Origin of the sequence: Phenylobacterium sp., assembly GCF_030679875.1 — a bacterium.
Lineage (GTDB): Bacteria > Pseudomonadota > Alphaproteobacteria > Caulobacterales > Caulobacteraceae > Phenylobacterium.
Genome location: NZ_JAUXSP010000001.1, coordinates 25,250 through 46,826, shown reverse-complemented (window position 1 = coordinate 46,826; position 21,577 = coordinate 25,250). Strand labels below are relative to the sequence as shown.

The following is a 21,577-nucleotide window of genomic DNA, read 5'->3' as shown; positions in this document are numbered from 1 at the left end:
TGTGCCGGCCACAAGGCTGAGGCGCGGTCAGGTTCCCACGACGAGGCTGACCGTGGTGGTGGTCGAGCCGCCGATATTGAGGGTCTGACAGGTCTTTGCGCCCTCGACCTGGTAGTCGCCGGCCTGGCCGGTGACCTGCTTGCAGGCGTCCAGCGCCATACGCACCCCGGTGGCGCCCACCGGATGGCCCAGGCCGATCAGGCCCCCGGAGGGATTGACCGGCAGGGCGCCGCCGATCTCGATCATGCCGGACTCCACCGCCTTCCAGGCCTCGCCGGGCGCGGTCAGGCCCAGGTGATCGATGGCCATGTATTCGGTGATGGTGAAGCAGTCGTGGGTCTCGACCACGTCGATCTGGTCCAGGGCGGTGACGCCAGCCCGGCGCCGCGCATCCTCGATGGCCCGCCGCACCTGCGGGAAGACATAGGGCTGGTCAGCGCTGGCGCGGACCTTGGCGTCATAGGAGATGGGCGCCGAACGATGCCCCCAGCCCTTGATCCGGGCGAGGCTGTCCAGAGGAATTCCCCGGCGGGCGGCGTACTCGGCCGCCTTGCGGTCGGACGCCAGGAAGACCACGGCCGCCCCATCGGTGACCTGGCCGCAGTCCTGCTTGCGGGTCCGGCCCTCGACCACCGGATTGGCGACGTCGTCCTGGGTGAAGCTCTCGGGTCCGAAGGCCCATTGCCGGGTCTGGGCGTTGGGGTTGCGCTTGGCGTTCTCGAAATTGATCTGCGCGATGCGCATCAGATGGGCGGGATCGAGGCCGTAGCGGCGCTCATACTCATCGGCGAGGTCGGAAAACGCCCTGGGCCAGAGGAAGGTGGCGTCCTGGAATTCATGGCCGGTCCAGGCCGCCGCCCCCAGATTCTGCGCCGCCTGCTGGCCCGACACATTGCGCATCTGCTCGAGCCCGACGACGCAGGCGAGATCGTAGCGCCCGGCCTCAAGCTCGGCCGTGGCCGCCAGGATGGCCACGCTGCCCGAGGCGCACGCCGCCTCATGCCGGGCTGTAGGCAGGCCGTCGAAGTCGGGATGCACCAGGCCGAAGAACCCGCCGAGCAGACCCTGGCCGGCGAACAGGTCGCCGACGAAATTGCCTACGTGGCCGGTCTCGATCTCCCCCGGCTCAAGGTCCACCGCCGAAAGGCCCGCCCCGACCGTCTGCGAAAAGACATCAGCGAGGTCCTCGCCCTGGCGGGCCCAGTTGACCGCGAAGTCGCTCTGCCAGCCGCCCAGAATGTAGACCATGGTCGCCTCCTCCAGCCGCTGCGGCTCTTCTGATTTTGTAGGTCCGATTATACAAGTAACCTGCCCGACGCCAAGCGCGAGACGCACCTGCCCTCGTTCGGGCGCGCAATTGGCCGCACCAAACCAACCGAGATCGGCGGACTTCGGTCTTGGCGCCGGTGCGGCGACGTGGCATCGGTCGCCGCACAAACGTCTTGTGGTCTGGTCTTTCGTTGCGTCGCCCATCCAAATGGGGACGACAGCGGGCGGGGTCGCACGGCGATCTCTTTGATATTGCTAGGTTCGCCGGTTTAGCTCAGCTGGTAGAGCAGCGGTTTTGTAAACCGAAGGTCGCGGGTTCGAGTCCTGCAACCGGCACCATTTTTCGTCCCCAGGCGATATCAAGACAGAGGACGCCCGCGCCGACCGGCGCTGGCTCACCACCGGAAAGAGGATTCCGATGTCATTTCCCGCCACGCACCCGGCGCTTAGCCGGGCGCTCGAGGCGCAAGGCTATGCGACCCCGACCCCCGTTCAAGCCGCCGTTCTGGGCGCGCCCGAAGGCCGAGACCTGCTGGTCTCCGCCCAGACCGGTTCTGGCAAGACGGTCGCCTTCGGGCTGGCCGCCGCCACCACCCTGTTGGGTGAAGCCGAGCACTTCGAATACGCCGCGGCCCCCCTGGCCCTGGTGATCGCGCCGACCCGCGAACTCGCCCTGCAGGTCAGCCGCGAACTGGAATGGCTCTACGCCCACGCCAAGGCCCGGGTCGTCACCTGTGTCGGCGGCATGGACGCCCGGCGCGAGCAACGGGCGCTGGCCGCCGGCTGCCATATCGTCGTCGGCACCCCGGGCCGCCTGCGCGACCACCTTGAGCGCGGCAATCTTGACCTGTCGGCGCTCAAGGTCGCCGTCCTCGACGAGGCCGACGAGATGCTCGACCTGGGCTTCCGGGAGGACCTGGAGGAGATTCTGGATTCCACCCCGGTGGAGCGCCAGACCCTGCTGTTCTCGGCCACCATCGCCAAGGACATCGTCACGCTCGCCCGCCGCTATCAGCGGGATGCGACGCGGATCGACACCACCCGTCGAGACGAAGCCCACGGGGACATCGCCTATCGCGCGGTCCGGGTGGCGCCCAACGAGGTCGAGAAGGCCGTCGTCAACCTGCTGCGCTACTACGAATCCCCCGGCGCCCTGATCTTCTGCGCCACCCGCGAGGCGGTGCGTCACCTCTATGGCGCCCTGCGCGAGCGGGGCTTCTCGGCCGTGCAGCTGTCAGGCGAACTGAGCCAGAAAGAGCGCGCCGACGCCCTGCAATCCCTGCGCGACGGCCATGCCCGGGCCTGCGTGGCCACCGACGTGGCCGCCCGCGGCCTGGACCTGCCCGACCTTGGGCTCGTCATCCATGCCGACCTGCCGGTGAACAAGGCCGGCCTCTTGCACCGCAGCGGCCGCACGGGCCGGGCCGGCCGCAAGGGCGTCTCGGTGCTGGTGGTGCCCTATACCCGCCGCCGCAAGGCCGAACAGCTGATCGCCTCGGCCGGCGTCGAGGCCGAATGGGTCGGGCCGCCGTCCGGTGAAGAGATCCGCCTGCGCGACCAGGAACGCCTGCTGGCCGATCCGATGCTCAATGAGGCCCTGACCGGGGAAGACCTGACCCTGGCTCAGAAGCTGCTGGAAGTGCGCGGGGCGGAAGCCGTCGCCGCTGCGCTCGTCCGTCTGCACCGGGCCCGCATGCCGGCGCCGGAAGAGCTGTTCGACGATGTCCGCGACCGCTCGCCGTCCGAGCCCCGGCCGGCCCGACCCGAGCGTGGGCCGCGGCCTGAGGCGATCAGCGACGGGGTCTGGTTCCGCATGCCCATCGGGCGCAGCAAGAACGCCGATCCCAAGTGGATTCTGCCGATGATCTGCCGCCTGGGTCACGTGACCAAGAAGGATATCGGCCAGATCCGCATCTTTGATCGCGAGACCAAGTTCGAGATCTCCAAGGAGGCCGAGACGCGCTTCCGCGAAGCGGTCAAGGCCGCCGGTCCGAACATGGAAATCCCCGTGGAGGCCAGCGAGCCCCCCGGCGCCGCGCCGCCCCGCCGGCCGGGTCCGCCCCGCGGCCGTCCTGAAGGTGGCGACGACCGTCCGCCGCGCCGTGACTTTGGTCCGCGCCCTGAAGGCGCCGGCGACGCCCGGCCTGACCGCGGCCCGCCCAGGGATCGCCCCCGCGGCGATGGCCCGCCGCGTGGCCCGCGCACCGGTCCCCCGGGCGCCGGCTTCGCCGGCCCCAAGGGTCCGAAAAAGCCCTGGGACCCCACCGCGCCCAAGGGTCCCAAGGGCGGCAAGCCCCGCAAGCCGCGGGACTAGACCCGATCAGGTGACCTGCGCTCAGGCGGTGAGCGCAGGTCCCTGATAGCTGTCGCGCAGGTCCTTCTTGAGGACCTTGCCGATGTGGCTGCGGGGCAGATTGTCGATCAGCACCACATCAGCCAGGCGCTGGGTCTTGCCGACCCGGGCGTTCAGCCAGGTCTTGATGTCGTCCGGCGTCGCGGTCTTGCCCGGGCGCAGGGTGACATAGGCCACCGGCGTCTCCCCCCAGCGGTCGGACGGCACGCCGACCACGGCGGATTCCAGCACGTCTTCGTGCTTGGCCAGTTCCAGCTCCATGTCGCTGGGATAGATGTTGAAGCCGCCCGAGATGATCATGTCCTTCTTGCGGTCCATGAGCGTCAGGAAGCCCTCCTCGTCGAAGCGGCCCACATCGCCGGTGCGGATGAAGCGCAGGCCGTCGGGGCTGTACCACTCGGCGTCGCGGGTCTTGCCCGGCTGGTTGTGATAGCCGACCATCATCGCGCCAGAGCGGCCGACGACTTCCCCCACCTGGCCCTGGGGGACCTCCTGCCCGTCCTCGTCGATCAGCCGGATGTCGTGGCCATTCATCGGCTGGCCCACCGTGTGCAGCTTGTCGGGATGCTCGTGAGCCACCAGCATGCAGGAGCCGCCGCCCTCGGTCATGCCGTAGAACTCGATCAGCCCGCCAGGCCAGCGCTTGAGCACATCGGCCTTCACCTCAGGGGCGAAGGGCGCCGAGGTCGAGAACTTCAGGACAAAGCTTGAGAGGTCATAGGTGTCAAAGTCCGCCCGCTCCATGATCCGGCGGTACTGAACCGGGACCAGCATGGCGTGGGTGGCGCGGTGTCTGGCCGATAGCTTCAGGAACTTCTCGGCGTCGAACTTGGGCATCAGCACGGCGGTTCCGCCATTGCCGAGCGTCGGCAGGAAGCTGACCAGGGTGGTGTTGGAATAGAGCGGCGTGGAGATCATGGTCACCGCGTCGACCGAATAGATCCCCCGCCGCACCTGGCCCCAGCGCATGGCGTGGGGCTGGACAATCCCCTTGGGCGTGCCGGTCGTGCCCGAGGAATAGATGATGTTGAAGGGGTCGTTCGGCCCGACCTCCACAGCCTGGGGCGTCGCGCCCTCCGGCACCAGCCAGTCCTGGAACGCCAACCCCGCCGAAGAGCCGTCCAGGGCCACGCGCCTGGCCTTGATCTGATCGGCCACCGGCTCCAGCAGGGCGGCGACACCCGCGTCCAGGAAGAAGACCTTGGCCCCACAGTCGTTGAGCATCATCACCAGGCTGTCGGCCGTCGAGGACGGGGCCAGCGGCGCGGCCGCCGCGCCGGCGCGCAGGGCGCCCATGAACACCGCGGCGTATTCCAGCGAGGTGGTGGCGCAGATGGCGGCGGCCTCATGGGGGCCCACGCCGTCGCGCTGCAAGGCTGCGGCGATGCGGTCCATCAGCCGGTTGAGGCCCTCATAATCGAGGGACCGCTCGCCATCCACCAGGGCGGGCTGGCTGGGACGGTCGCGCCCCTGGGCGGCGATCAGCGCAGACAGGGTCCCGAAGTCCTGGGCCATGAGTTCTTCGGTGGTCATCGGCGCGTCCCTTTCCCGGATATCTTTTCGGGAGTGGGCATATCGCGGAAGCCCGCCGGGCGGCAACAGGGCGGGCGTGGGTCTCAGCCGGCCCAGCGCCGGACGCGACCCACATCCACATGGACAAAGTCCGAGCCTGGATAGTAGCCGACGCCGCCCCCCTGCAGACCCCAGGCCGCATCCCGCAGCCGGGCGAGCCCAACACCAGGCATCCGGATGTCCATGGCCAGGCCATCCATGTGCAGGCTGCGTTTGGCCACGCCCCCGCCGCCGGACTGCCGCAGGGCTTCATTGGTGCGCGGGGAGCGGTAGCCTGAGATCACCTGCACCGGCTGGGTCGCCCCCAGGTCGGTCTGCAGGCGGGCCACCAGGTCCAGCAGGTCCGGCGCCATCTCATGGGTCTCGCCGGTGCGATGGTCGCGCAGAACCTTGGCCAGGCCTGCCAGGGCGTCCCTCACATAGGCGCCGGCCTCCCAATAGGTGGTCGCCAAGCGTTCGCCTGTGTGCAGGTTGAGGACTGAGAGGCTTCGCGGGGCGGGGCTCGTCGCCAGGGCCGGCCCCGCCAACGGCAGGGTGAGCGCGGCGCCGATCAGGGCGCGTCTGTTCAGAGACATGTGACTTCTCCTGGAGAGACAAGCTTAGCAGGCCCTAGCCCGCTGACGAGGCGCATTCGCTCTCCGGCGGCGCCATGTCGCGGTCAAGCTGCGCCAGGACCTGGCCTTGCAGGGCGGCGGTGAGCTGGGCGTCCCAGCCGTAGGGGTCGGCCAGCAGGTGCAGACCCTCCTCATTCACGAAGGCGGTGCTGTAGACCACGAAAACCGGGACCGGCGCGGCCAGGTCGACCCGGCGGGTCTGCCCCTGGGCGATGGCCCCGTCCACCGTCTCTCGGGTCCAGCCCTGGCTGGCCAGCAGCAGGGTCGCCAGTTCCCGGGGCTTCTCCAGCCGCATGCAGCCATGGCTGAGCGTGCGGACGGGTCGCAGGAACGCCGCCCGCCCAGGGGTGTCATGCAGATAGACGCCGAAGGGGCTCGCCATGTCGAACTTCACCTGGCCCAGGGAATTGCTGGGTCCTGGTCGCTGCTGCAGCCGGCCGTTCTGGTAGGTGAAGTTGTTGCGGGCCAGATAGCCGGGATCACGGGCCGCCCTCGGCAGGATCTCGCCCCTGGCGATGGAGGTCGGCACGTTCCAGGGCGGATTGAAGACCACCGTCTCAACCTCCGAGGCGAACATCGGCGTCTTGGTCGATGGGGCGCCCACAATGATGCGCATTTCAAGGACAGGGGCGGCATCGACAAACAGGGTCGCGCGGGCCGATCCGGCGTCAGCTTCGATACGGACAGCTGGCAGGGGCCGGGGCAGCCAGCGCCAGCGCTCCAGATTGGCGTCGATCTGGGCCAGCCTGACGGCTGCGCTGACGTTCAGGGCACGGTAGGTGGCGGGGCCCACCACCGCGTCGGCCGCAAGCCCTCGGAGTTCCTGATAGGTCCTGACGGCGGCCTCCAGCGCCTCGTCATAGAGACTTGGCGCCTCCGGGGTCGGTGTCTCGAACCCCTCGGCGGCCAGCCGGGTCCGGAGGGCCACCACGGCGGGGTCGTCATCGCCCAGCCGCAGGATCTGCCCCGTCTCCAATGTCGTCCAGTTCCCCGCCGCGACCCTGGCGGCATAGTCCCGGCGGGCGGCCACCAGCCGTCGATAGCGGGGGTCGGCCGGGGACAGGCTCCTGATCCAGGCCTCAGCCGCGCCGCTGGTCCGCGCCGACGTCCATTCAGCGGACAGGTCGCGGGGCGCGGGCTCCAGGGCCCAGAGGCGGTTGAGTCGGGCGGGCTGGGCGACCAGCCCGGCCTCCCGGCGGGCATGGGCCATGAGCTGCGCTTCAAGGGCCTCAGAGGTGACGACCCCGGTGGCGGCCTGCGCAGGCTCCGGTCCCGCCTCCAGCGCCTTGATGATGGCCGACCGCTCCATCCGGGTCAGCGGCTCGGCCGCCACGGCCGGTGTGGACAGAAGCGCAAGGGCCAAAGCGCCCAACCGGAGAAGCCAGATCATGGCCTAGCCTAGCACGCCCCCCGCATGCTGAACGGCGGGCCGACGATTTCAGCCGTTTTTGTTGCGCCGCGGCGCTGCGGCGCCATTGCATGGCGCGGGGACTGGGCTAGCTTGCCGCGACATTTCGCAAGGGGCGCGCGCATCCACATGCTTCACCAAACCAAGACGGCCCTGGCGGCCGCCGGCCTCCTGGGTCTGGCGGCCTGCGGACAAGGCGGCGAGGCCTCCGGCTCCGGCGAAGCGGCCAAGGGGCCTGCGGCCCAGGCGAGCGACGCCGAGAAGCAGGCCATGCTGGCCGCGCTGCCGGCGCCCTACAACACCGGCGACCTGGACAATGGCCGCCGTCAGTTCGGCCTGTGCCGCTCCTGCCATACCATCGCGGAAGGCGGCCCCAACCTGACCGGTCCCAACCTCTACGGGGTGTTTGGCCGGCCCGCCGCCTCAGTGGAGGGCTATCGCTATTCCGACGCCCTGCAGTCGGCCGGCTTTATGTGGGATGCTGAGCGTCTTGACGCTTGGCTGGCCAATCCCCGGACCTACCTGCCCGGCAATCGCATGACCTTCGCGGGCCTCGCCGACCCCCAGAAGCGCGTGGACCTGATCGCCTATCTGAAGGTGGAGTCTGGCTTTGCGGCGCCTGCGGTCGAGGGCGCTGCGCCTGTCGCCCCGACGGAGCCCTGAGACACGCGCTTTAAGTGCGTTTTTTGGCGATGCAATCTTGACGGTTGTCGGTCGGAGACCCACCTTGGGTGGGTCGTGATTACATTGCATCTGTCGATCTCGGCGATCGCTCCTGGACCTTGGCCCAGGAGCACCCCCAATCCTGACGACTTGGCCTTCCTCCTTTCGGAGGAAGGCCTTTCTTTTCCGCGGGCCTATTCGGCGGCGTTGGCGACCCTGGCCTGCTCGGCCTCTTCGAACGCCTCGATGCGCCGGGCCATGTGCTCGGGCGACTTCGTGAACCGCGCCAGCAGGTTGTAGAAGATCGGCACGATAAAGAGGGTGAGAAGGGTCGCGAAGATCGCCCCGAAGAAGATCACCACGCCAATGGTCCGCCGCGCCTCGCCACCAGCCCCGCCCCAGACGATCAGCGGCACAGCCCCGGCCGCAGCCGAGATCGAGGTCATGATGATCGGCCGCAGACGCAGGGTCGCGGCCTCGATGACCGCCTCACGGATAGACAGCCCCTCATCCCGGAGCTGGTTGGCGAACTCCACAATCAGGATGCCGTTCTTGGCGGCGATACCCACCAGAATGATCAGCCCGATCTGACTGTAGGTATTGATGGTCGAGCCCGCCACCAGCAGGCCAAACAGTCCCCCCAGGGCCGCCACCGGCACGGTGAGCATGATGACCCCTGGATGGATCCAGCTCTCGAACTGAGCCGCCAGGACCAGGAAGACCAGCAATAGAGCCATGGCGAAGGCCAGGCCGACAGCGCCACCCGCCTCCAGATAGTCCCGGGCCCCGCCGCCCCATAGCACCCCGACGCCGCCAGGCTGTTTGGCCACCTCAGCCTCAAAGAAGGCGATGGCGTCACCGATGGTGTAGCCGGGGTTCAGCTGGGCGGTCAGGTCAATCGAGCGGGAACGGTCGGTCCGCTCACGGTCCGGCGTGTCGCCGCGCACCTCGGTGGTCACCACCGAGGCCAGAGGTATGACCGCTCCGGAGTCCGAGCGAACATAGAGGTTGTTCAGGTCTTCCTGGCTCTGACGCTGGTCCCGGTCCGTCTGCAGGATCACATCATATTCGCGGCCCTCGCGAATATAGGTGGTGACGCGACGGGAGCCGAACATGGTCTCCATGACCCTGCCCACCGCCTGGGTGGAAACCCCCAAGGCCGCCGCCTGCTCGCGATTGATGGTCACCAGCAACCGCGGCGAGGTGGGCTCATAGTCCATTCGCACGCGGGTCAGGCCGGGGTTGTTCTCAGCCGCGGCCTGGATCGGACCAAGCCAGGCCGCGATCTGCTCATAGTCTGTGCCGATCGCCACGAGGTCGACGCTATTGCCCTCACTGCCCCGCAGGGCTGGCCGGACAAAGGCCGTCGCGCGCACCGCCGTGATTGCTGAAAACTCTTTGTTCAGCTGCGCGGCCAGCGCGTTGGAGTCCATGGCGTTGGGGCCTTCGCCCACATTTACGTTGGCGTTGGCGGTGTTGTACTGCGTACCGCCGAACCGGGGCATGGAGATGAGGTAGCGAGAAACCGTCCCCTCCTCGTACAGCTCCATCAAACGGGCTTCGATCTGCTGGACCGCCGCGGAGGTGTAATCGTAGCCGGCGCCTTCTGGGCCGTTGATGCTGATATCAACCCGCCCGCGGTCTTCCTCCGGGACCAGCTCGCTGGGCAGATAGCGGAACAGTCCGAACGCGCTCACCGCCAGCACAACCACCAGGGCGCCGGTCAGCCAGGTCGCCGAGCGTTGGCCCAAAAGGAATTCCAACGAGGCGTGATAGGAGGCCCGCAGCCTGGTCATGAAGCCATCCACGGTCCGCGCCACATAGCCCTGGCTCCGGGCCGGCCGCAGGAGCAGCGAGGCCAGCATTGGCGACAGGCTGAGCGCCAGCAAGGACGAGAAGGCGACTGCGGCGGCCACAGCCACGGCCAGCTCGACAAACAGCCGTCCGATATAGCCAGGCAGGAACATCAGCGGCGCAAAGACGGAGATCAGCACGATGGTGGTGGCGACGACCGCGAAGAACACCTGACGGGTCCCGCGCTGAGCCGCGACAGGCGCGGGCTCGCCCTCGTCGATCCGTCTCTGAATATTCTCCACCACCACGATGGCGTCATCCACCACCAGGCCGATCGCCAGCACGAGGGCAAGCAGAGTCAACAGGTTGAGCGAGAAGCCGAGCGGGGCCAGGACGATGAAGGTCGAGAGGATACAGATCGGGGCGACGATGGTCGGGATGATGGCCGCCCGCCAGGTGCCCAGAAAGATGAAGTTCACCAGCCCGACCACGGCCAGGCAGATGGCCATGGTGTACCAGACCTCCTCCAGGGCGTGTCGGGTGAAGACGGTGAAATCCACCGCCACATCCAGGCGCGTGCCCTCGGGCAGGCCGCGGTTGAGCTCAGGCAGGATGGCGCGGATGCCATCCGAGATCTCCAGGTCATTGGCCTGGGACTGACGGGTCACCGGAATGCCCACCTGATCGCGGCCATTGGAGCGGAACATCCGCCGACGCTCGTCGGCCTCCTCAGAGACCCGGGCGATGTCGCCGAGGCGGGTGACATAGCCGCCGTCTGCGGCGGTGCGCACCGGCAGGCTGGCGAACTCCTCCGGCGTGGAATAGCCCCGGGCGACCCGGATGGTGAAGTCCTTCGCCGCCGACTCCAGAGAGCCGGCCGGCAGTTCCAGGTTCTGGGTGTTGAGCGCCGTCTCGACGTCGCTGACGGTGATGTTCCGCGAGGCCATGGCCTGGGGATCAAGCCAGATCCGCATGGCGTAGTTCTGGGCGCCCCCGACCCCCACCTGAGCGACCCCGGGGACCGTGGAAACACGCTCGACGATATAGCGCTGGGCGTAGTCGGTGAGTTGGAGCCTGTTCAGCGTCGTCGAAGACAGGGCCAGGAAGATGATTGGCTGGGCGTCGGCGTCGGCCTTGCGGATCTGGGGCGGATCAGCTTGCAGCGGCAGGTTGGCCGAGACGCGGGAGACGGCGTCGCGCACGTCGTTGGCGGCGGCGTCCAGATCTCGACTGAGCTTGAACTGGATATTGATCCGCGAGGAGCCGTCCCGGGACCCCGAGGTCATCCGGTCGACGCCCTCGATGCCGGCCACCTGCCGCTCGATGACCTCTGTGATCCGCTCCTCGATCACCTCTGACGAGGCGCCCCGATAGTCGGTGCTGATCGAGATGACCGGCGGATCCACCGCCGGCAGTTCCCGCACCGTGAGCTGGGTGAAAGAGGCCAGACCGACGACGCAAAGAATGATCGAGGCGACGGCGGCGAAGACCGGGCGGCGGACTGAGAGGTCGGAGAGCGTCATGCGCCCGGCCGTTCGCTGGCGGCCTGGATCCGGGCCACATCGGCGGCGTCCAGGGTTTCGGCCACCCGGATGGGCTGCCCCCCGGTGACCTTGTTGACGCCATTGGCGACGATCCGGTCACCGGACGCCAGGCCATCGCGGACTTCGACGAAGCCGTCCTGGCGGGCGCCGGAGACTACCGGTCGCTGCTCGGCCCGGGTGCGTCCATCCTCCTCGGTGATCACGAAGACAAAGGCTGACGCGCCTTGGACAGCCAGGGCGGCTTCGGGGACGGCCAGGCCCTCGCGCTGCCCTCGTGACAGGGAGACGCGGATCATCATGCCGGGCTTCAGCGACCCATCAGGGTTCGGAAAGATAGCCCGGGCGGTAATGGCCCGGGTGGCCTCATCGACGCGGGTGTCGAGGGTTTCAATCCGCCCGGTGATCACCATGTCGGGATAGACGTCGGTGCGGGCTCGGATGGTCTGCCCCGCAGCCAGGCCCGACAGGTAGCGCTCAGGAACCTGAAAATCGACGCGGACCGCCGAGAGATCGTCCAGGGTGACGATCGCCGCCCCCGGATTGACCAGAGCGCCTGGGGCGATGTCAGAGAGGCCGACGACTCCAGCGAAGGGCGCCCGGATCAGTCGGTCGCCCCGACGGGCTTCGGCGGCGGAGAGATCGGCCTGGGCTGTGAGATAGGCCGCCTCGTGCTGATCCACCGCGGCCTTGGAGGCGAAGCCTTGCTCAGAAAGGGTGCGCCAGCGCTGCAGGGTGCGCTCGGCTTCGGTGACCCTCGCCCTGGCCTGCTCCACGCCGGCGCTCTGTTCGGCGTCCTTGAGCTCCACCAGCACAGCGCCTGCGGAGACAAACTGGCCATCGCTAAACCGCACGCGTTCGACAAGCTGGGTGGCGGCTGCGGTGAGCGTCACCGACTGGCGGCCCTTGGCGACACCCAAGAGTTCGACCGTGTCGTTGAAGGTGTGCGTCTGAACCAGGGTGGCTGCGACCTGCACGCCGCCCCCCCCCGGACCACCAGGTCCGCCCGGTCCGCCCGGTCCGCCGCCCTGCGGGGATGATCCGCCAAAGACCATCAACAGGCCTCCGACAACCGCCATCAGCCCCAGGACCACCAGCGCGCTGACCAGGAAGAAGTGACGTCTCAGCAATGCAGGCTCCGTCGCTCCGAAGACGGAGCGTTTGAAAAGCGGGACAGGGACAGCGGGACTCAGCCTGCAGGCATAGGCTGCGCCACATGACACAACGATGGCCATACGTTTCGTGGCGGAAACGTATGGCCATCGGTTATAGTCTTCGGGCGAACAGCCTAAAAAGATGCAAGGCGGCGCCTATCAAATCAGCGTGCTGGCGTCAGGACGCGGCGGTCCGTCGCTCCCGCTGACCTCAGGCGTCGTAACCGGGCGATTCGCGGTCGAGGCGGCGCAGACAGCCGGGCCAGGCGAGCTTGCCGCCGATGCCGCGGGCGACCTGGGACCTGACCTCGGTCTGGGCGGCTTCCGGCGCGAACAGGACGTTCTCTCGGCCGGCCGAGAGCGCCATGACCTGCTGCTTGCAGGCGCGCTCCAGATAGAACATGCCGACCCAGCAGTCGGCGGCGGAATCCCCCACCGACAGGGTGCCGTGATTACGCAGCAACATCAGGGTCTTCTCGCCGATATCGGCCACCAGACGCTCACGCTCGTCCAGGTTCAGGGCGATGCCCTCATAGTCGTGATAGGCGAGCCTGGGGAGCACGATCAGGGCGTGCTGCGACAGGGGCAGAAGGCCTTCCTTCTGGGCCGCGACCGCGACGCCCTGGTCGGAATGCAGATGCATCACGAACTTGGCGTCCTCCCGGGCCTCGTGGATGGCCGAGTGAATGGTGAAGCCCGCCGGATTTATGAAATAGGGCGTGTCCTGGAGGATGGCGCCTTGCAGATCGATCTTCACCAGGGACGAGGCGGTGATCTCCTCGAACAGCATCCCATAGGGATTGATCAGGAAGTGGTGCTCTGGACCCGGGATACGGGCCGAGATGTGGGTGTAGATCAGGTCGTCCCACCCGTGCAGCGCCACCAGCCGGTAAAGGGCCGCCAGTTCAACCCGCGCCTGCCATTCCTCGGCGCTCACCTTGCCTTGCAGCGACATCACGACGCCGGCGGATCCATCGGCCATGACGGCCTCCCTTGGTTCTTGTTCTTCGTGGCTAAAGTCCCCCCGGCGCTGCGCATCGTCAAGGGTCAGGCGATCAGCTGTGACTGAGCACCCGGCGCACAGCGTCGCGCCAGCGCCCCTGCCCCGCCGCTCGCTCCATGGCCGACAGGCGTGGCTCGGCGGGTTCGGTGGCGGGCCGGGCGGCCGCGGCGCTGGCGAGATCAGGATAGAGGCCTGCGCCCAAGCCCGCGAACAGAGCCGCGCCCAGAGCCGTAGTCTCCTCGTAACTGGCGCGTGCGACCCGCTGGTCCGTGAGATCGGCCAGCCTCTGGGCGAACCAGTGGCTGCGCGACATGCCGCCGTCGATGCGGAGCTCCGACCCGGTCCCGAAGGCCTCCGGTGCGTCCGAGCGCATGGCGTCAATCAGGTCGGCGGTCTGATAGGCGCAGGCGTCATAGGCCGCGAGGGCGATCTCGGCGAGACCGGCGTCCCTGGTCAGGCCCATGAGGGCGCCGCGGGCCTCAGCGTCCCACCAGGGCGCGCCCAGGCCCGTAAAGGCCGGCACCAGGACCACCCCATTGCCGGGCCTGGCCTGCTGGGCCAGCGCTTCGGCGGCGGCGGGGCTGTCTACGCCGAGCCCGTCCACCAGCCAGCCAATGGCCGCGCCGGCGATGAAGATCGCCCCTTCCAGGGCGTAGGTCGTCTGACCCCCGATCCGGGCGGCGACCGTGGTCAGCAGCCGGGCCCGGGACCGCGGGGCCGTGGTCCCGGTATTGACCAGCAGGAAGCAGCCGGTCCCGTAGGTGGCTTTCATCTGGCCAGGCGCGATACAGCCCTGCCCCATCAGCGCGGCCTGCTGATCGCCAGCGACGCCGCAGATGGGAATGGACCGGCCCAGGAGGCCCGGCAGGGTCTCGCCGAACAGGCCCGCGCAGTCTCGTACCTCCGGCAGAATGGCCCGCGGCACGTCAAACAGGTCGAGCATGGCCTCGGACCAGGCCTGGGCGCGAATGTCGAACAACAGGGTGCGCGAGGCGTTGGTGGCGTCCGTCACGTGAGCGGCCCCCCCGGTCAGCTTCCAGATCAGCCAGGTATCGATGGTGCCGGCCAGGAGTTCGCCGGCCGCCGCGCGGGCCCTGGCCCCGGGCACATGGTCCAGCAGCCAAGCCAGCTTGGTCCCGCTGAAATAGGGATCGATCAGCAGACCGGTGACATCGGTGACCTGATCCTCGACCCCCTGCCGCCGCAGGCTGTCGCACACTTCGGCGGTTCGGCGGTCCTGCCAGACCACCGCCCGGTGGACGGGCTCGCCCGTGGTCCTGTCCCACAAGACCACCGTTTCCCGCTGGTTGGTGATGCCGATGGCGGCGACGTCGGCCATGGTCGCGCCGGCGTCGGCCACCGCGGAGACCATCACCTGGACGGCGGCCTGGTAGATCTCGATAGCGTCATGCTCCACCCAACCATCAGCCGGATAATGCTGAGCCAGCGGGAGGGACGCCTCGCCCAGGGCCTTGCCAGCGAGATCGAACAGAATGGCGCGGGTGCTGGTGGTGCCCTGGTCCAGAGCCAGGATTAGGGGGCTCGTCACTTAAATCTTCTCCTCACGCTGACTGATCGACACCTGCGGCGATTTGGTTGGCCGCGGTTTAAGCATGTTTTCACTTGCGAGCTTCAGATTCCCCCGAGCAAGCGTCGAATCCGGAGATCCCCTTGAGCGTGCTCGCGCGGACGGAAGAAATCCTCAGCCTCGCCCGTAGCCGAACGCCTGGTGACCGGGACCGGCTGCTCGTGGCCGTGGTCGACCTGTGCGACGTGGCCGACAGCGCCCAGATCATGTCGGCGCCCGCGGTCCAGGATCTGCTCAACTCCATCTTCATGAGCCTGGTGGTCGAAGCCGAACGAGACATCCGGCGGCGGCTGGCCGAGAAACTCGCCCATGTGGACTGGGCGCCGGCCGCCCTGATCAATGTGCTCGCTTTGGACGACATTGAGATCGCCCGCCCGATTATCGCATCAAGCCCCCTGCTCGACGATCACGATCTGGTCCGCCTTCTGATCGAAGCCACTGTTGAACACCAGATCGAAGTCGCCCGGCGTCCGCGCCTGCCAGCGACGGTTGTCGCGGCCATCCTGCAACAGGGCGAACCCACCGTGCTCACCGCCCTGGCCGGAAACGTCCAGACCGCCCTGAGCGGCGACGACATGGCCATGCTGGTCAAGGCGGCTCGTCGGGTGGCGGCCCTGCGGTCCCCCCTCATCCGCCGCCCCGAACTCACCGAAGACCTCGCGCTGCAACTCTATGTCTGGGTTGGCCAGGCTTTGCGCCAGGCGATCACCACCCGATTTCGCCTCGACGTCGCCGCCCTTGAGGCGGTCCTGGGTCAGGCCGTCGCGGAGGCCCATGCCGGCGTCCCCGGGTCGGACCCGACCGCAGACGCCATCGTCTGGCAGCAGGATGACGAACGCGAGGAGATGGAACGTCGGCTGATCTCCAAGCTGGTCGCCGCCGGCCAGCTGCGCCCAGGCTATCTGCTGCGCGCCCTGCGGGAAGGCAAACTCTCCCTGTTCGCCGGCGCCCTGGCCACTCTGGGAGATTTTCCGCCGGAGATGGTGCGACGCGCCATGGATGGGGAGCAGCCTGAGCAGCTGGCGCTTGCCTGCGCGGCGGTCGGCATTGATCGCAGCGCCTTTCCCACCATCCTCGAGCTTGTGCGCGACCTCAACGGCAGTCGCCCCGGGGGCGGTGCGGAGGGCGCACGCCGCGCCCTGGCGGCTTTTGGCCCCTTCGCCCCAGACCTGGCGGCCCTGGCCTTCCGTCGCACCATGACCCCGCGCTCCGTCTGAACGACCCTCAGCCAGCCGCCCACGATGGGGTTTGACAAGGACGGCGCCCTGCCACCTTTTGGCGGCCCATGTTCAAAGCCGAACCCTTCGTCACCCGCGTAGCCTTCGCCGCCAGCGACCGGCCCGAGGCCCAGGACGCCCTGAAAGAGCTGACCGTCCGCTATGGACAGGTTCCCCAGGACCAGGCGCAGGTGATTGTCGCCCTGGGTGGCGACGGCTTCATGCTGGAGACCCTGCACGGCAATATGGGCGCGCCAAAGCCGATCTACGGGATGAACCGCGGCTCGGTCGGCTTCCTGATGAACGAGTACAGCGCTGATGGCCTGCTCGACCGGATCAACGCCGCGGAGCGGGCGCTGATCCACCCCCTGAGCATGGTGGCGGTGGACGCCCGCCGTCGACAGCACCGGGCGCTGGCGATCAATGAAGTGTCCCTGCTGCGCCAGACCCGGCAGACCGCCAAGCTGCGCATCTCGGTGGACGGCAAGGTTCGGCTGAACGAACTGTCCTGCGACGGGGCGCTGGTGGCCACTCCGGCCGGCTCGACAGCCTATAATCTCTCCGCCCATGGCCCGATCATCCCCCTGGACGCCCGGGTCATGGCCCTGACCCCAATCAGCGCCTTCCGGCCGCGCCGCTGGCGTGGCGCCCTGCTGTCGCACGCCGCCCGGGTCAGTTTCGAAATCATGGAGGCTGACAAGCGTCCGGTCAGCGCCGTGGCCGATAATTTCGAGGTCCGTGACGTTCTGGAGGTTCACGTGGCCGAAAACCGTGACATCAGCCTGGTGATGCTGTTCGACGCCGGCCGCAGCCTTGAGGAACGTGTCCTGGCCGAACAGTTCTCAGCCTAGCCCTGCGATGGTGGGCCCGATTGTCGCAGCATCCGCCCTGAGCGCTCGCCTCATTCGTTGTTAAGCTCTCCTGCCTAGAATCGTTGGCAATCATCCCAAAAGGAGATGGCAGTGAGTCAGCAGAACACGGGTCAGGTGATCCAGGTCCCCAATACGCTTCGCATGAAGGTCGGAGGCCGCTTTGGCGCCGTCGACGCCAGCGCGATCGCCAAGGCTGAAGCTGCGCTCAAGAGCCTCTCGGGAAACTTCGCCGCCTGGCTGCAGGACGAAGTCACCAAGCTTGAGGCCTCCCGCCAGGCGGTGAAGACCGAGGGCACGACGCCAGAAACCCTTGAGACGCTCTATCTGCGGGCCCACGACCTCAAGGGCCTGGGCGCCACCTATGAATTCCCGCTGATCACCCGCATGGCCGGCTCGCTGTGCAAGCTGATCGACGACAAGGACAAGCGCATGGAAGCGCCCATGGTCCTGATCGACGCCCATATCGACGGCATCAAGGCCGCGGTCCGCGATGGCATCAAGACCGATGATCATCCGGTGGGCAAGATTCTGGTCGAGGAACTCGAGCGCCGGGTCTCCGCCTCAGGCCTGGTCTGAGGCGGGCGGCCTAAGCCTCTACATTCCCGGCAGAAACGGCTCGCTGATCGCCCCGTAGCCGGCGTTTTCAGGCAACACCAGGCGCCGGCCGTCAGGACCTTCGCGAATCTCTGGCTGGACGGTCACAAGCGGCCGCCCTCGGGCCTGTTCGATGGCCGCCGCGGCGCTGGCCGCTCGCGCCAGCATCACGAGGTTCATCCGCGTGGGAAACACAACCTTGCGCTCTCCCCGCTCGGCCGCGCTGAGCGCCGCCTGTGGCGCATACCAGCAGGCGTCCACGGTCTCGCGGCCGTCGCACACCGCCAGCTGTCCCACTGGCGCATGCGCCACATAGAACCAGGTGTCGAATCGCTTGGGCGTCACAGGCGGGGTGATCCAGCGGGCGAAGACCGTCAGCGCCGAAAGATCCAGCCTAGCGCCGGCCGCCCGCACCACGTCCAGAAACGGGGTCTCGCCACGATCAACCGACTTGCGCAGATCCATGGGCGCGGGCTCCACGTCCAGGGGCGCGCCATCGGCGCGACGCGCCAGCAGCAGACCCGCCTCTTCGAAGAGCTCCCGGATGGCGGCGATTCTCAGACCGGCCTGGTCCTCCCCGTGCTCCGCCCACCCCAGCGCATGGTCGCCCCAGGCCTCGTCGTGGTCGCCGGTGTGGGACTTGCCGCCAGGAAAGACCAGGGCGCCGGAGGCGAAATCGATCTCGTGATGGCGCTCGACCATCAGCACCTCAAAGGCGGGATCGTCACGGAGCAGAAGCAGGGTTGAGGCTGGCCTGACCAGGCCGCCCGAAAGGTCGTGGGTCATGGACGATATCTGGGCTCAGCCCGACCATTCGCCAAGGGAAAGCTTGGTCAGGCTGTCTGAAGGGCCGGGGTCGCGCGCTCGGCCATACGGTCCATGCGGTTGAGAAGATAGTCGGCGTCCTCCCGGGCGCCCACATGGGGCTGGGTGAGAAAGCGCTCGAGCATCTTCTTCTGGAACTTGTCGCGGTCCCGGGCCCCGCCTTCGAACTCCATGGCATGGAAGGTGTCCACCCCGGCCCGGAAGGCCGGCAGCAGGCGGGCGGGCATACCGGCCCGCTCGTAGATCGCCTTCAAGCCCAAGGCGCCCGCATCGTGGATCATCAGCCAGGTGCGGTGGTGGGGCACGCCCGCCAGCTCCGCCAGGCCCCACTCAAAGAAGGCCATGTGGCCGTGGGCCAGAGCCCGCAGCAAAAGGGACGCCGTCAGACGTTCATTGCGATGAAGATGGGCGACAAAAGCCTTCAGGTCAGCGGCGCGTCCCGCCTGGTCCACAAGATCGAGGGTCGCCCGCTCCTTGGCGCCGGTGGCGATCTGCAGCGCCAGTTCCGGCGACACCGGATGGTGGGCCAGCAGATGGTCGCGGACCTGATCGCCGACCAGATCGATGAGCTTCTCCGTCACTGACAGGGGCAGGGTCTGGCGATAGGCCACCGCGGCCAGCACCCGCTCGGACCGCTCAAAGCGGGCGAGGACGTTCATCAGGGTGGAGTCGGCGAAATCGGCGTTGTCGTTGGAGCAGACCACCTCCACCGCCCGCTCCACGCCGGTCTCGACGATGACGTCGGTAAGACGCTTCGACAGACGGGGACGCTTGGCGATGGCGACCTGACGGACAGGGCCGCCCAGGCGGACGATCTCGACCAGCTCCTCATCGGTGAAGACCGGCGAGAAACTTAGGATGGGCTGACAGACGCTCTCCACGTCGCGGGCCAGCTTCAGGGCCACGTCGTGGGGGATCAGGGGCGAACTCTTCAGGGTGACGGCCAGGGCGCGGCGCACCAGTTCGGCGGCGTCCTGCGCCATGACCCGCAGGATGTCCTGCGCCAGAACCTGTTCTTCCGGCGTCAGGGGCAAGGTGTCGATGCGGCGGCAGAGCTTGTGCGCCACCAGGGCGCGCTCGTCCGCGGTCGCGCCCTTGACCAGGGTGCGTATGTCGTCCTCGGTGAGCGCCGCCCGCGTCGTGGTCATGTGCCCCTTCCCCTCCGCCGGGACTCCCGTCCCGTCTCACGACAATGCGTGGTTAGGCTTAACGGACAGTTTCGAATCCGTTTGTGGATTAACGCTGTTGCGTAACCCCCCGCCAACCCTGAGCCACTACCTTCCCGGGCGTCGCCGCAAAGGACCAGCCCGTGTCATCCAACGATTCTGCTCGGTTCGCCCCACGCGGCGGCGCTTCCCTGGCCCATCAGGCGTTGGATGCCCAGGCCGCGCTGCTGCCCTACGCCCTGGTGGCGTTCGTCGTCAGCATGCCGGTGTTCGTCTGGGCCGGCTCCTACGCCGACAACGCCGCCTGGATGACCGCCAGCTTCGCCCTGTTCGCCCTGGCCTGCGGCGCCACCTATGTGGCGGTCAGCTGGCTGCGCACCCCGGCGGCGGATGACCTCCGGGCCCGGTCCCGGGTGCATATCGTCACAGGCCTGGTCTGGGCCGGCTGCGTGGCGCAGATCGCCGCCTTCGCCGACGGCGCGGGCCCGATGCGCGAAACTCTGCTGCTGATGGCCACCGCCGCGGCGGTGATCTGTATCTTTTTCACCGCGCCCTGGTTGCCCAGCCTGCTGGTGGTTGGCGCCGCCGCCGCCGCAGGTCCCCTGGTCGCCCTCTTCTCCAGCCCGCACAGCCAGAACGCGGCCACCTTGGCGTGGGGCGGCGTGGCCCTCGCCTTCGCCCTGGCCCTGATGCTCAACCGAGTGCTTCGGCGACAGTTCGCCATGGCCGCCGAGCGAGAGGTGCTGATCGCCGAGCGGGCCGGCAAGGTCGAGGAGGCCAGCCGCCTGGCTCGCTCCAAGTCCGATCTGGTGGCGACCCTGAGCCACGAGATTCGCAATGGCCTGACCGGCGTGTCTCATGTGCTGGCGGCTGCAGCCGGCCGCAACGGCCGGGCCGCCCCCTCCCGAGAGCAGTTGTCGGCAGCCCTCGACGCCGTCAGCGACCTGATTGCAGTGCTGAACACGACCCTGGATTCCGAGACCGCCGAAGCCGGCCGGCTGGCCGTCGACATCCGCCCCCTGGACACACCCGGCCTGGTCCGTGACCTGATGCTGCTGAACCGTCCCCTGGCCGGCGCCAAGGGTCTGGAGCTCAGCGTCTATGTCGCGCCGGAACTGGCGGAAGGTCCCGGCGCCGCCCTGGGGGACCCCGCCCGGGTCAGGCAGATCCTCGCCAATCTGATCGGCAACGCCATAAAATTCACGGTCCGTGGCCGGGTGGAGGCGCGGCTCAGCCTGACGCCGGAAGGGCGGGTCCTGATTGAGATCGCCGACACCGGGCCTGGCCTCTCCAACACTGAGCTCGCCCAGGCCTTCGAGGCCTTCCACCGGGTAGAGCGCACCAGCGCCGGCGTGCCGGGCGCGGGACTTGGCCTGTCCCTGTCACGGCAGCTTGCCCGGTTGATGAACGGCGAGCTGACCGCCACCAGCGCCCCGGGTGTGGGCAGTTGCTTTGGGCTTGTCCTGGCCTTTGATCCACACGCCGCAGCTCCCCTTGACCTGGCGCCAGAGAACCCGGCCGACAGCTCGGGCGAAGGGCGCAAGCTGCGAATCCTGATGGCCGAGGACGACAGCCTGAACGCCGCCATGATGCGCGCCGTCCTCGAACAGCTGGGCCACCAGGTGGTCCACGCCCAGGACGGTCGCCGGGCGGTGGACCTGGCGCGGGTCTGCGAGTTCGACCTGGCCCTGATCGATGGCCGCATGCCGGGCCTGGACGGGCCTGAGGCCACCGCCGCCATCCGAGCCCTGGACGGGCCCGCCTCTGACCTGCCGATCATCGCGGTGATCGGCGGCGACGCCGGCGAGGCCCTGGAGTGCACCCAGGCTGGGGCTGATGCGGTGCTGCGCAAGCCGGTCAGCGTCACCGCGGTGGCGAGGGCTGTGGCCGACGCCACCGCCGCCTCCCGCCGGGCCGTGATCCGCAAGATCGCCTGAAGGTCGC

At 68.2% G+C, this 21,577-nt stretch carries 16 protein-coding genes and 1 tRNA gene; 7 read left to right on the top strand and 10 right to left on the bottom strand.

The annotated features are described in order from the left end of the window. Window positions 1-27: 27 nt before the first annotated feature. Window positions 28-1,248, bottom strand: coding sequence for an acetyl-CoA acetyltransferase (locus Q8K84_RS00230; RefSeq protein ID WP_305279351.1), 1,221 nt, complete (start codon window positions 1,246-1,248; stop codon window positions 28-30). A 284-nt stretch (window positions 1,249-1,532) separates the two neighbouring features. Between Q8K84_RS00230 and Q8K84_RS00225 the strand changes: the two genes are divergently transcribed. Together Q8K84_RS00225 and Q8K84_RS00220 are read left to right on the top strand one after the other, a co-directional pair. Continuing rightward, window positions 1,533-1,608, top strand: a tRNA-Thr gene (locus Q8K84_RS00225). A gap of 79 nt (window positions 1,609-1,687) precedes the next feature. After that, a complete protein-coding gene (locus tag Q8K84_RS00220; RefSeq protein ID WP_305279350.1) occupies window positions 1,688-3,583 on the top strand; it encodes a DEAD/DEAH box helicase in 1,896 nt (631 codons plus the stop codon). Window positions 3,584-3,604: 21 nt separating this feature from the next. Here Q8K84_RS00220 and Q8K84_RS00215 read toward each other — a convergent pair whose 3' ends face one another. From Q8K84_RS00215 to Q8K84_RS00205, 3 genes are all read right to left on the bottom strand, one after another. Then, a complete protein-coding gene (locus tag Q8K84_RS00215; RefSeq protein ID WP_305279349.1) occupies window positions 3,605-5,155 on the bottom strand; it encodes a class I adenylate-forming enzyme family protein in 1,551 nt (516 codons plus the stop codon). Between the two features lie 83 nt (window positions 5,156-5,238). After that, on the bottom strand, window positions 5,239-5,769 hold the full coding sequence (locus Q8K84_RS00210) for a YcbK family protein (protein ID WP_305279348.1): 531 nt from the start codon (window positions 5,767-5,769) through the stop codon (window positions 5,239-5,241). Between the two features lie 34 nt (window positions 5,770-5,803). Further along, window positions 5,804-7,198: a murein L,D-transpeptidase gene (locus Q8K84_RS00205; protein WP_305279346.1), complete on the bottom strand. Its 1,395-nt coding sequence runs from the start codon at window positions 7,196-7,198 to the stop codon at window positions 5,804-5,806. A gap of 147 nt (window positions 7,199-7,345) precedes the next feature. On the opposite strand from Q8K84_RS00205, the gene Q8K84_RS00200 reads away from it, so the two are divergent. Then, window positions 7,346-7,879, top strand: a complete 534-nt coding sequence (locus Q8K84_RS00200; RefSeq protein ID WP_305279343.1) for a cytochrome c family protein — start codon at window positions 7,346-7,348, stop codon at window positions 7,877-7,879. A 194-nt stretch (window positions 7,880-8,073) separates the two neighbouring features. Here Q8K84_RS00200 and Q8K84_RS00195 read toward each other — a convergent pair whose 3' ends face one another. From Q8K84_RS00195 to glpK, 4 genes are all read right to left on the bottom strand, one after another. Further along, entirely contained in the window at window positions 8,074-11,196 is a 3,123-nt protein-coding gene (locus Q8K84_RS00195) for an efflux RND transporter permease subunit (RefSeq protein ID WP_305279341.1), read from the bottom strand. Continuing rightward, on the bottom strand, window positions 11,193-12,344 hold the full coding sequence (locus Q8K84_RS00190; RefSeq protein ID WP_305279339.1) for an efflux RND transporter periplasmic adaptor subunit: 1,152 nt from the start codon (window positions 12,342-12,344) through the stop codon (window positions 11,193-11,195). Before Q8K84_RS00190 ends, Q8K84_RS00195 begins: the two co-directional genes overlap by 4 nt. A 235-nt stretch (window positions 12,345-12,579) precedes the next feature. Further along, on the bottom strand, window positions 12,580-13,350 hold the full coding sequence (locus tag Q8K84_RS00185) for a class II aldolase/adducin family protein (RefSeq protein WP_305279337.1): 771 nt from the start codon (window positions 13,348-13,350) through the stop codon (window positions 12,580-12,582). Between the two features lie 73 nt (window positions 13,351-13,423). Then, window positions 13,424-14,920 carry a glycerol kinase GlpK gene (gene glpK / locus Q8K84_RS00180; protein ID WP_305279335.1) on the bottom strand — a complete coding sequence of 499 codons (1,497 nt, stop codon included), beginning with the start codon at window positions 14,918-14,920 and terminating at the stop codon, window positions 13,424-13,426. Window positions 14,921-15,048: 128 nt separating this feature from the next. On the opposite strand from glpK, the gene Q8K84_RS00175 reads away from it, so the two are divergent. The 3 genes from Q8K84_RS00175 (at window position 15,049) to Q8K84_RS00165 (ending at window position 17,624) form a co-directional block, all read left to right on the top strand. Then, window positions 15,049-16,176 (top strand): DUF2336 domain-containing protein, encoded by a 1,128-nt coding sequence (locus tag Q8K84_RS00175; protein WP_370867806.1) that lies wholly within the window; start codon window positions 15,049-15,051, stop codon window positions 16,174-16,176. A gap of 68 nt (window positions 16,177-16,244) precedes the next feature. Continuing rightward, a complete protein-coding gene (locus tag Q8K84_RS00170; protein ID WP_305279331.1) occupies window positions 16,245-17,027 on the top strand; it encodes an NAD kinase in 783 nt (260 codons plus the stop codon). 105 nt (window positions 17,028-17,132) lie between these two features. Further along, window positions 17,133-17,624 (top strand): Hpt domain-containing protein, encoded by a 492-nt coding sequence (locus Q8K84_RS00165; protein ID WP_370867804.1) that lies wholly within the window; start codon window positions 17,133-17,135, stop codon window positions 17,622-17,624. A gap of 18 nt (window positions 17,625-17,642) precedes the next feature. Here the strand turns inward: Q8K84_RS00165 and Q8K84_RS00160 are convergent, their stop codons facing one another. Then, entirely contained in the window at window positions 17,643-18,428 is a 786-nt protein-coding gene (locus Q8K84_RS00160; protein ID WP_305279324.1) for an NUDIX domain-containing protein, read from the bottom strand. A gap of 47 nt (window positions 18,429-18,475) precedes the next feature. Further along, a complete protein-coding gene (locus tag Q8K84_RS00155; protein ID WP_305279321.1) occupies window positions 18,476-19,615 on the bottom strand; it encodes a DUF2336 domain-containing protein in 1,140 nt (379 codons plus the stop codon). 161 nt (window positions 19,616-19,776) lie between these two features. Here Q8K84_RS00155 and Q8K84_RS00150 point away from each other — a divergent pair, with 161 nt between their 5' ends. Further along, window positions 19,777-21,570, top strand: coding sequence for an ATP-binding protein (locus Q8K84_RS00150; protein ID WP_305279318.1), 1,794 nt, complete (start codon window positions 19,777-19,779; stop codon window positions 21,568-21,570). Window positions 21,571-21,577: the final 7 nt, after the last annotated feature.

Bases quoted from the DNA above. Each gene is read 5' to 3' on its own strand.
- Q8K84_RS00230 (WP_305279351.1), bottom strand. From the start codon at position 1,248: ATGGTCTACATTCTGGGCGGCTGGCAGAGCGACTTCGCGGTCAACTGG.
- Q8K84_RS00220 (WP_305279350.1), top strand. From the start codon at position 1,688: ATGTCATTTCCCGCCACGCACCCGGCGCTTAGCCGGGCGCTCGAGGCG.
- Q8K84_RS00215 (WP_305279349.1), bottom strand. From the start codon at position 5,155: ATGACCACCGAAGAACTCATGGCCCAGGACTTCGGGACCCTGTCTGCG.
- Q8K84_RS00210 (WP_305279348.1), bottom strand. From the start codon at position 5,769: ATGTCTCTGAACAGACGCGCCCTGATCGGCGCCGCGCTCACCCTGCCG.
- Q8K84_RS00205 (WP_305279346.1), bottom strand. From the start codon at position 7,198: ATGATCTGGCTTCTCCGGTTGGGCGCTTTGGCCCTTGCGCTTCTGTCC.
- Q8K84_RS00200 (WP_305279343.1), top strand. From the start codon at position 7,346: ATGCTTCACCAAACCAAGACGGCCCTGGCGGCCGCCGGCCTCCTGGGT.
- Q8K84_RS00195 (WP_305279341.1), bottom strand. From the start codon at position 11,196: ATGACGCTCTCCGACCTCTCAGTCCGCCGCCCGGTCTTCGCCGCCGTC.
- Q8K84_RS00185 (WP_305279337.1), bottom strand. From the start codon at position 13,350: ATGGCCGATGGATCCGCCGGCGTCGTGATGTCGCTGCAAGGCAAGGTG.
- Q8K84_RS00170 (WP_305279331.1), top strand. From the start codon at position 16,245: ATGTTCAAAGCCGAACCCTTCGTCACCCGCGTAGCCTTCGCCGCCAGC.
- Q8K84_RS00165 (WP_370867804.1), top strand. From the start codon at position 17,133: ATGGCAGTGAGTCAGCAGAACACGGGTCAGGTGATCCAGGTCCCCAAT.
- Q8K84_RS00160 (WP_305279324.1), bottom strand. From the start codon at position 18,428: ATGACCCACGACCTTTCGGGCGGCCTGGTCAGGCCAGCCTCAACCCTG.
- Q8K84_RS00155 (WP_305279321.1), bottom strand. From the start codon at position 19,615: ATGACCACGACGCGGGCGGCGCTCACCGAGGACGACATACGCACCCTG.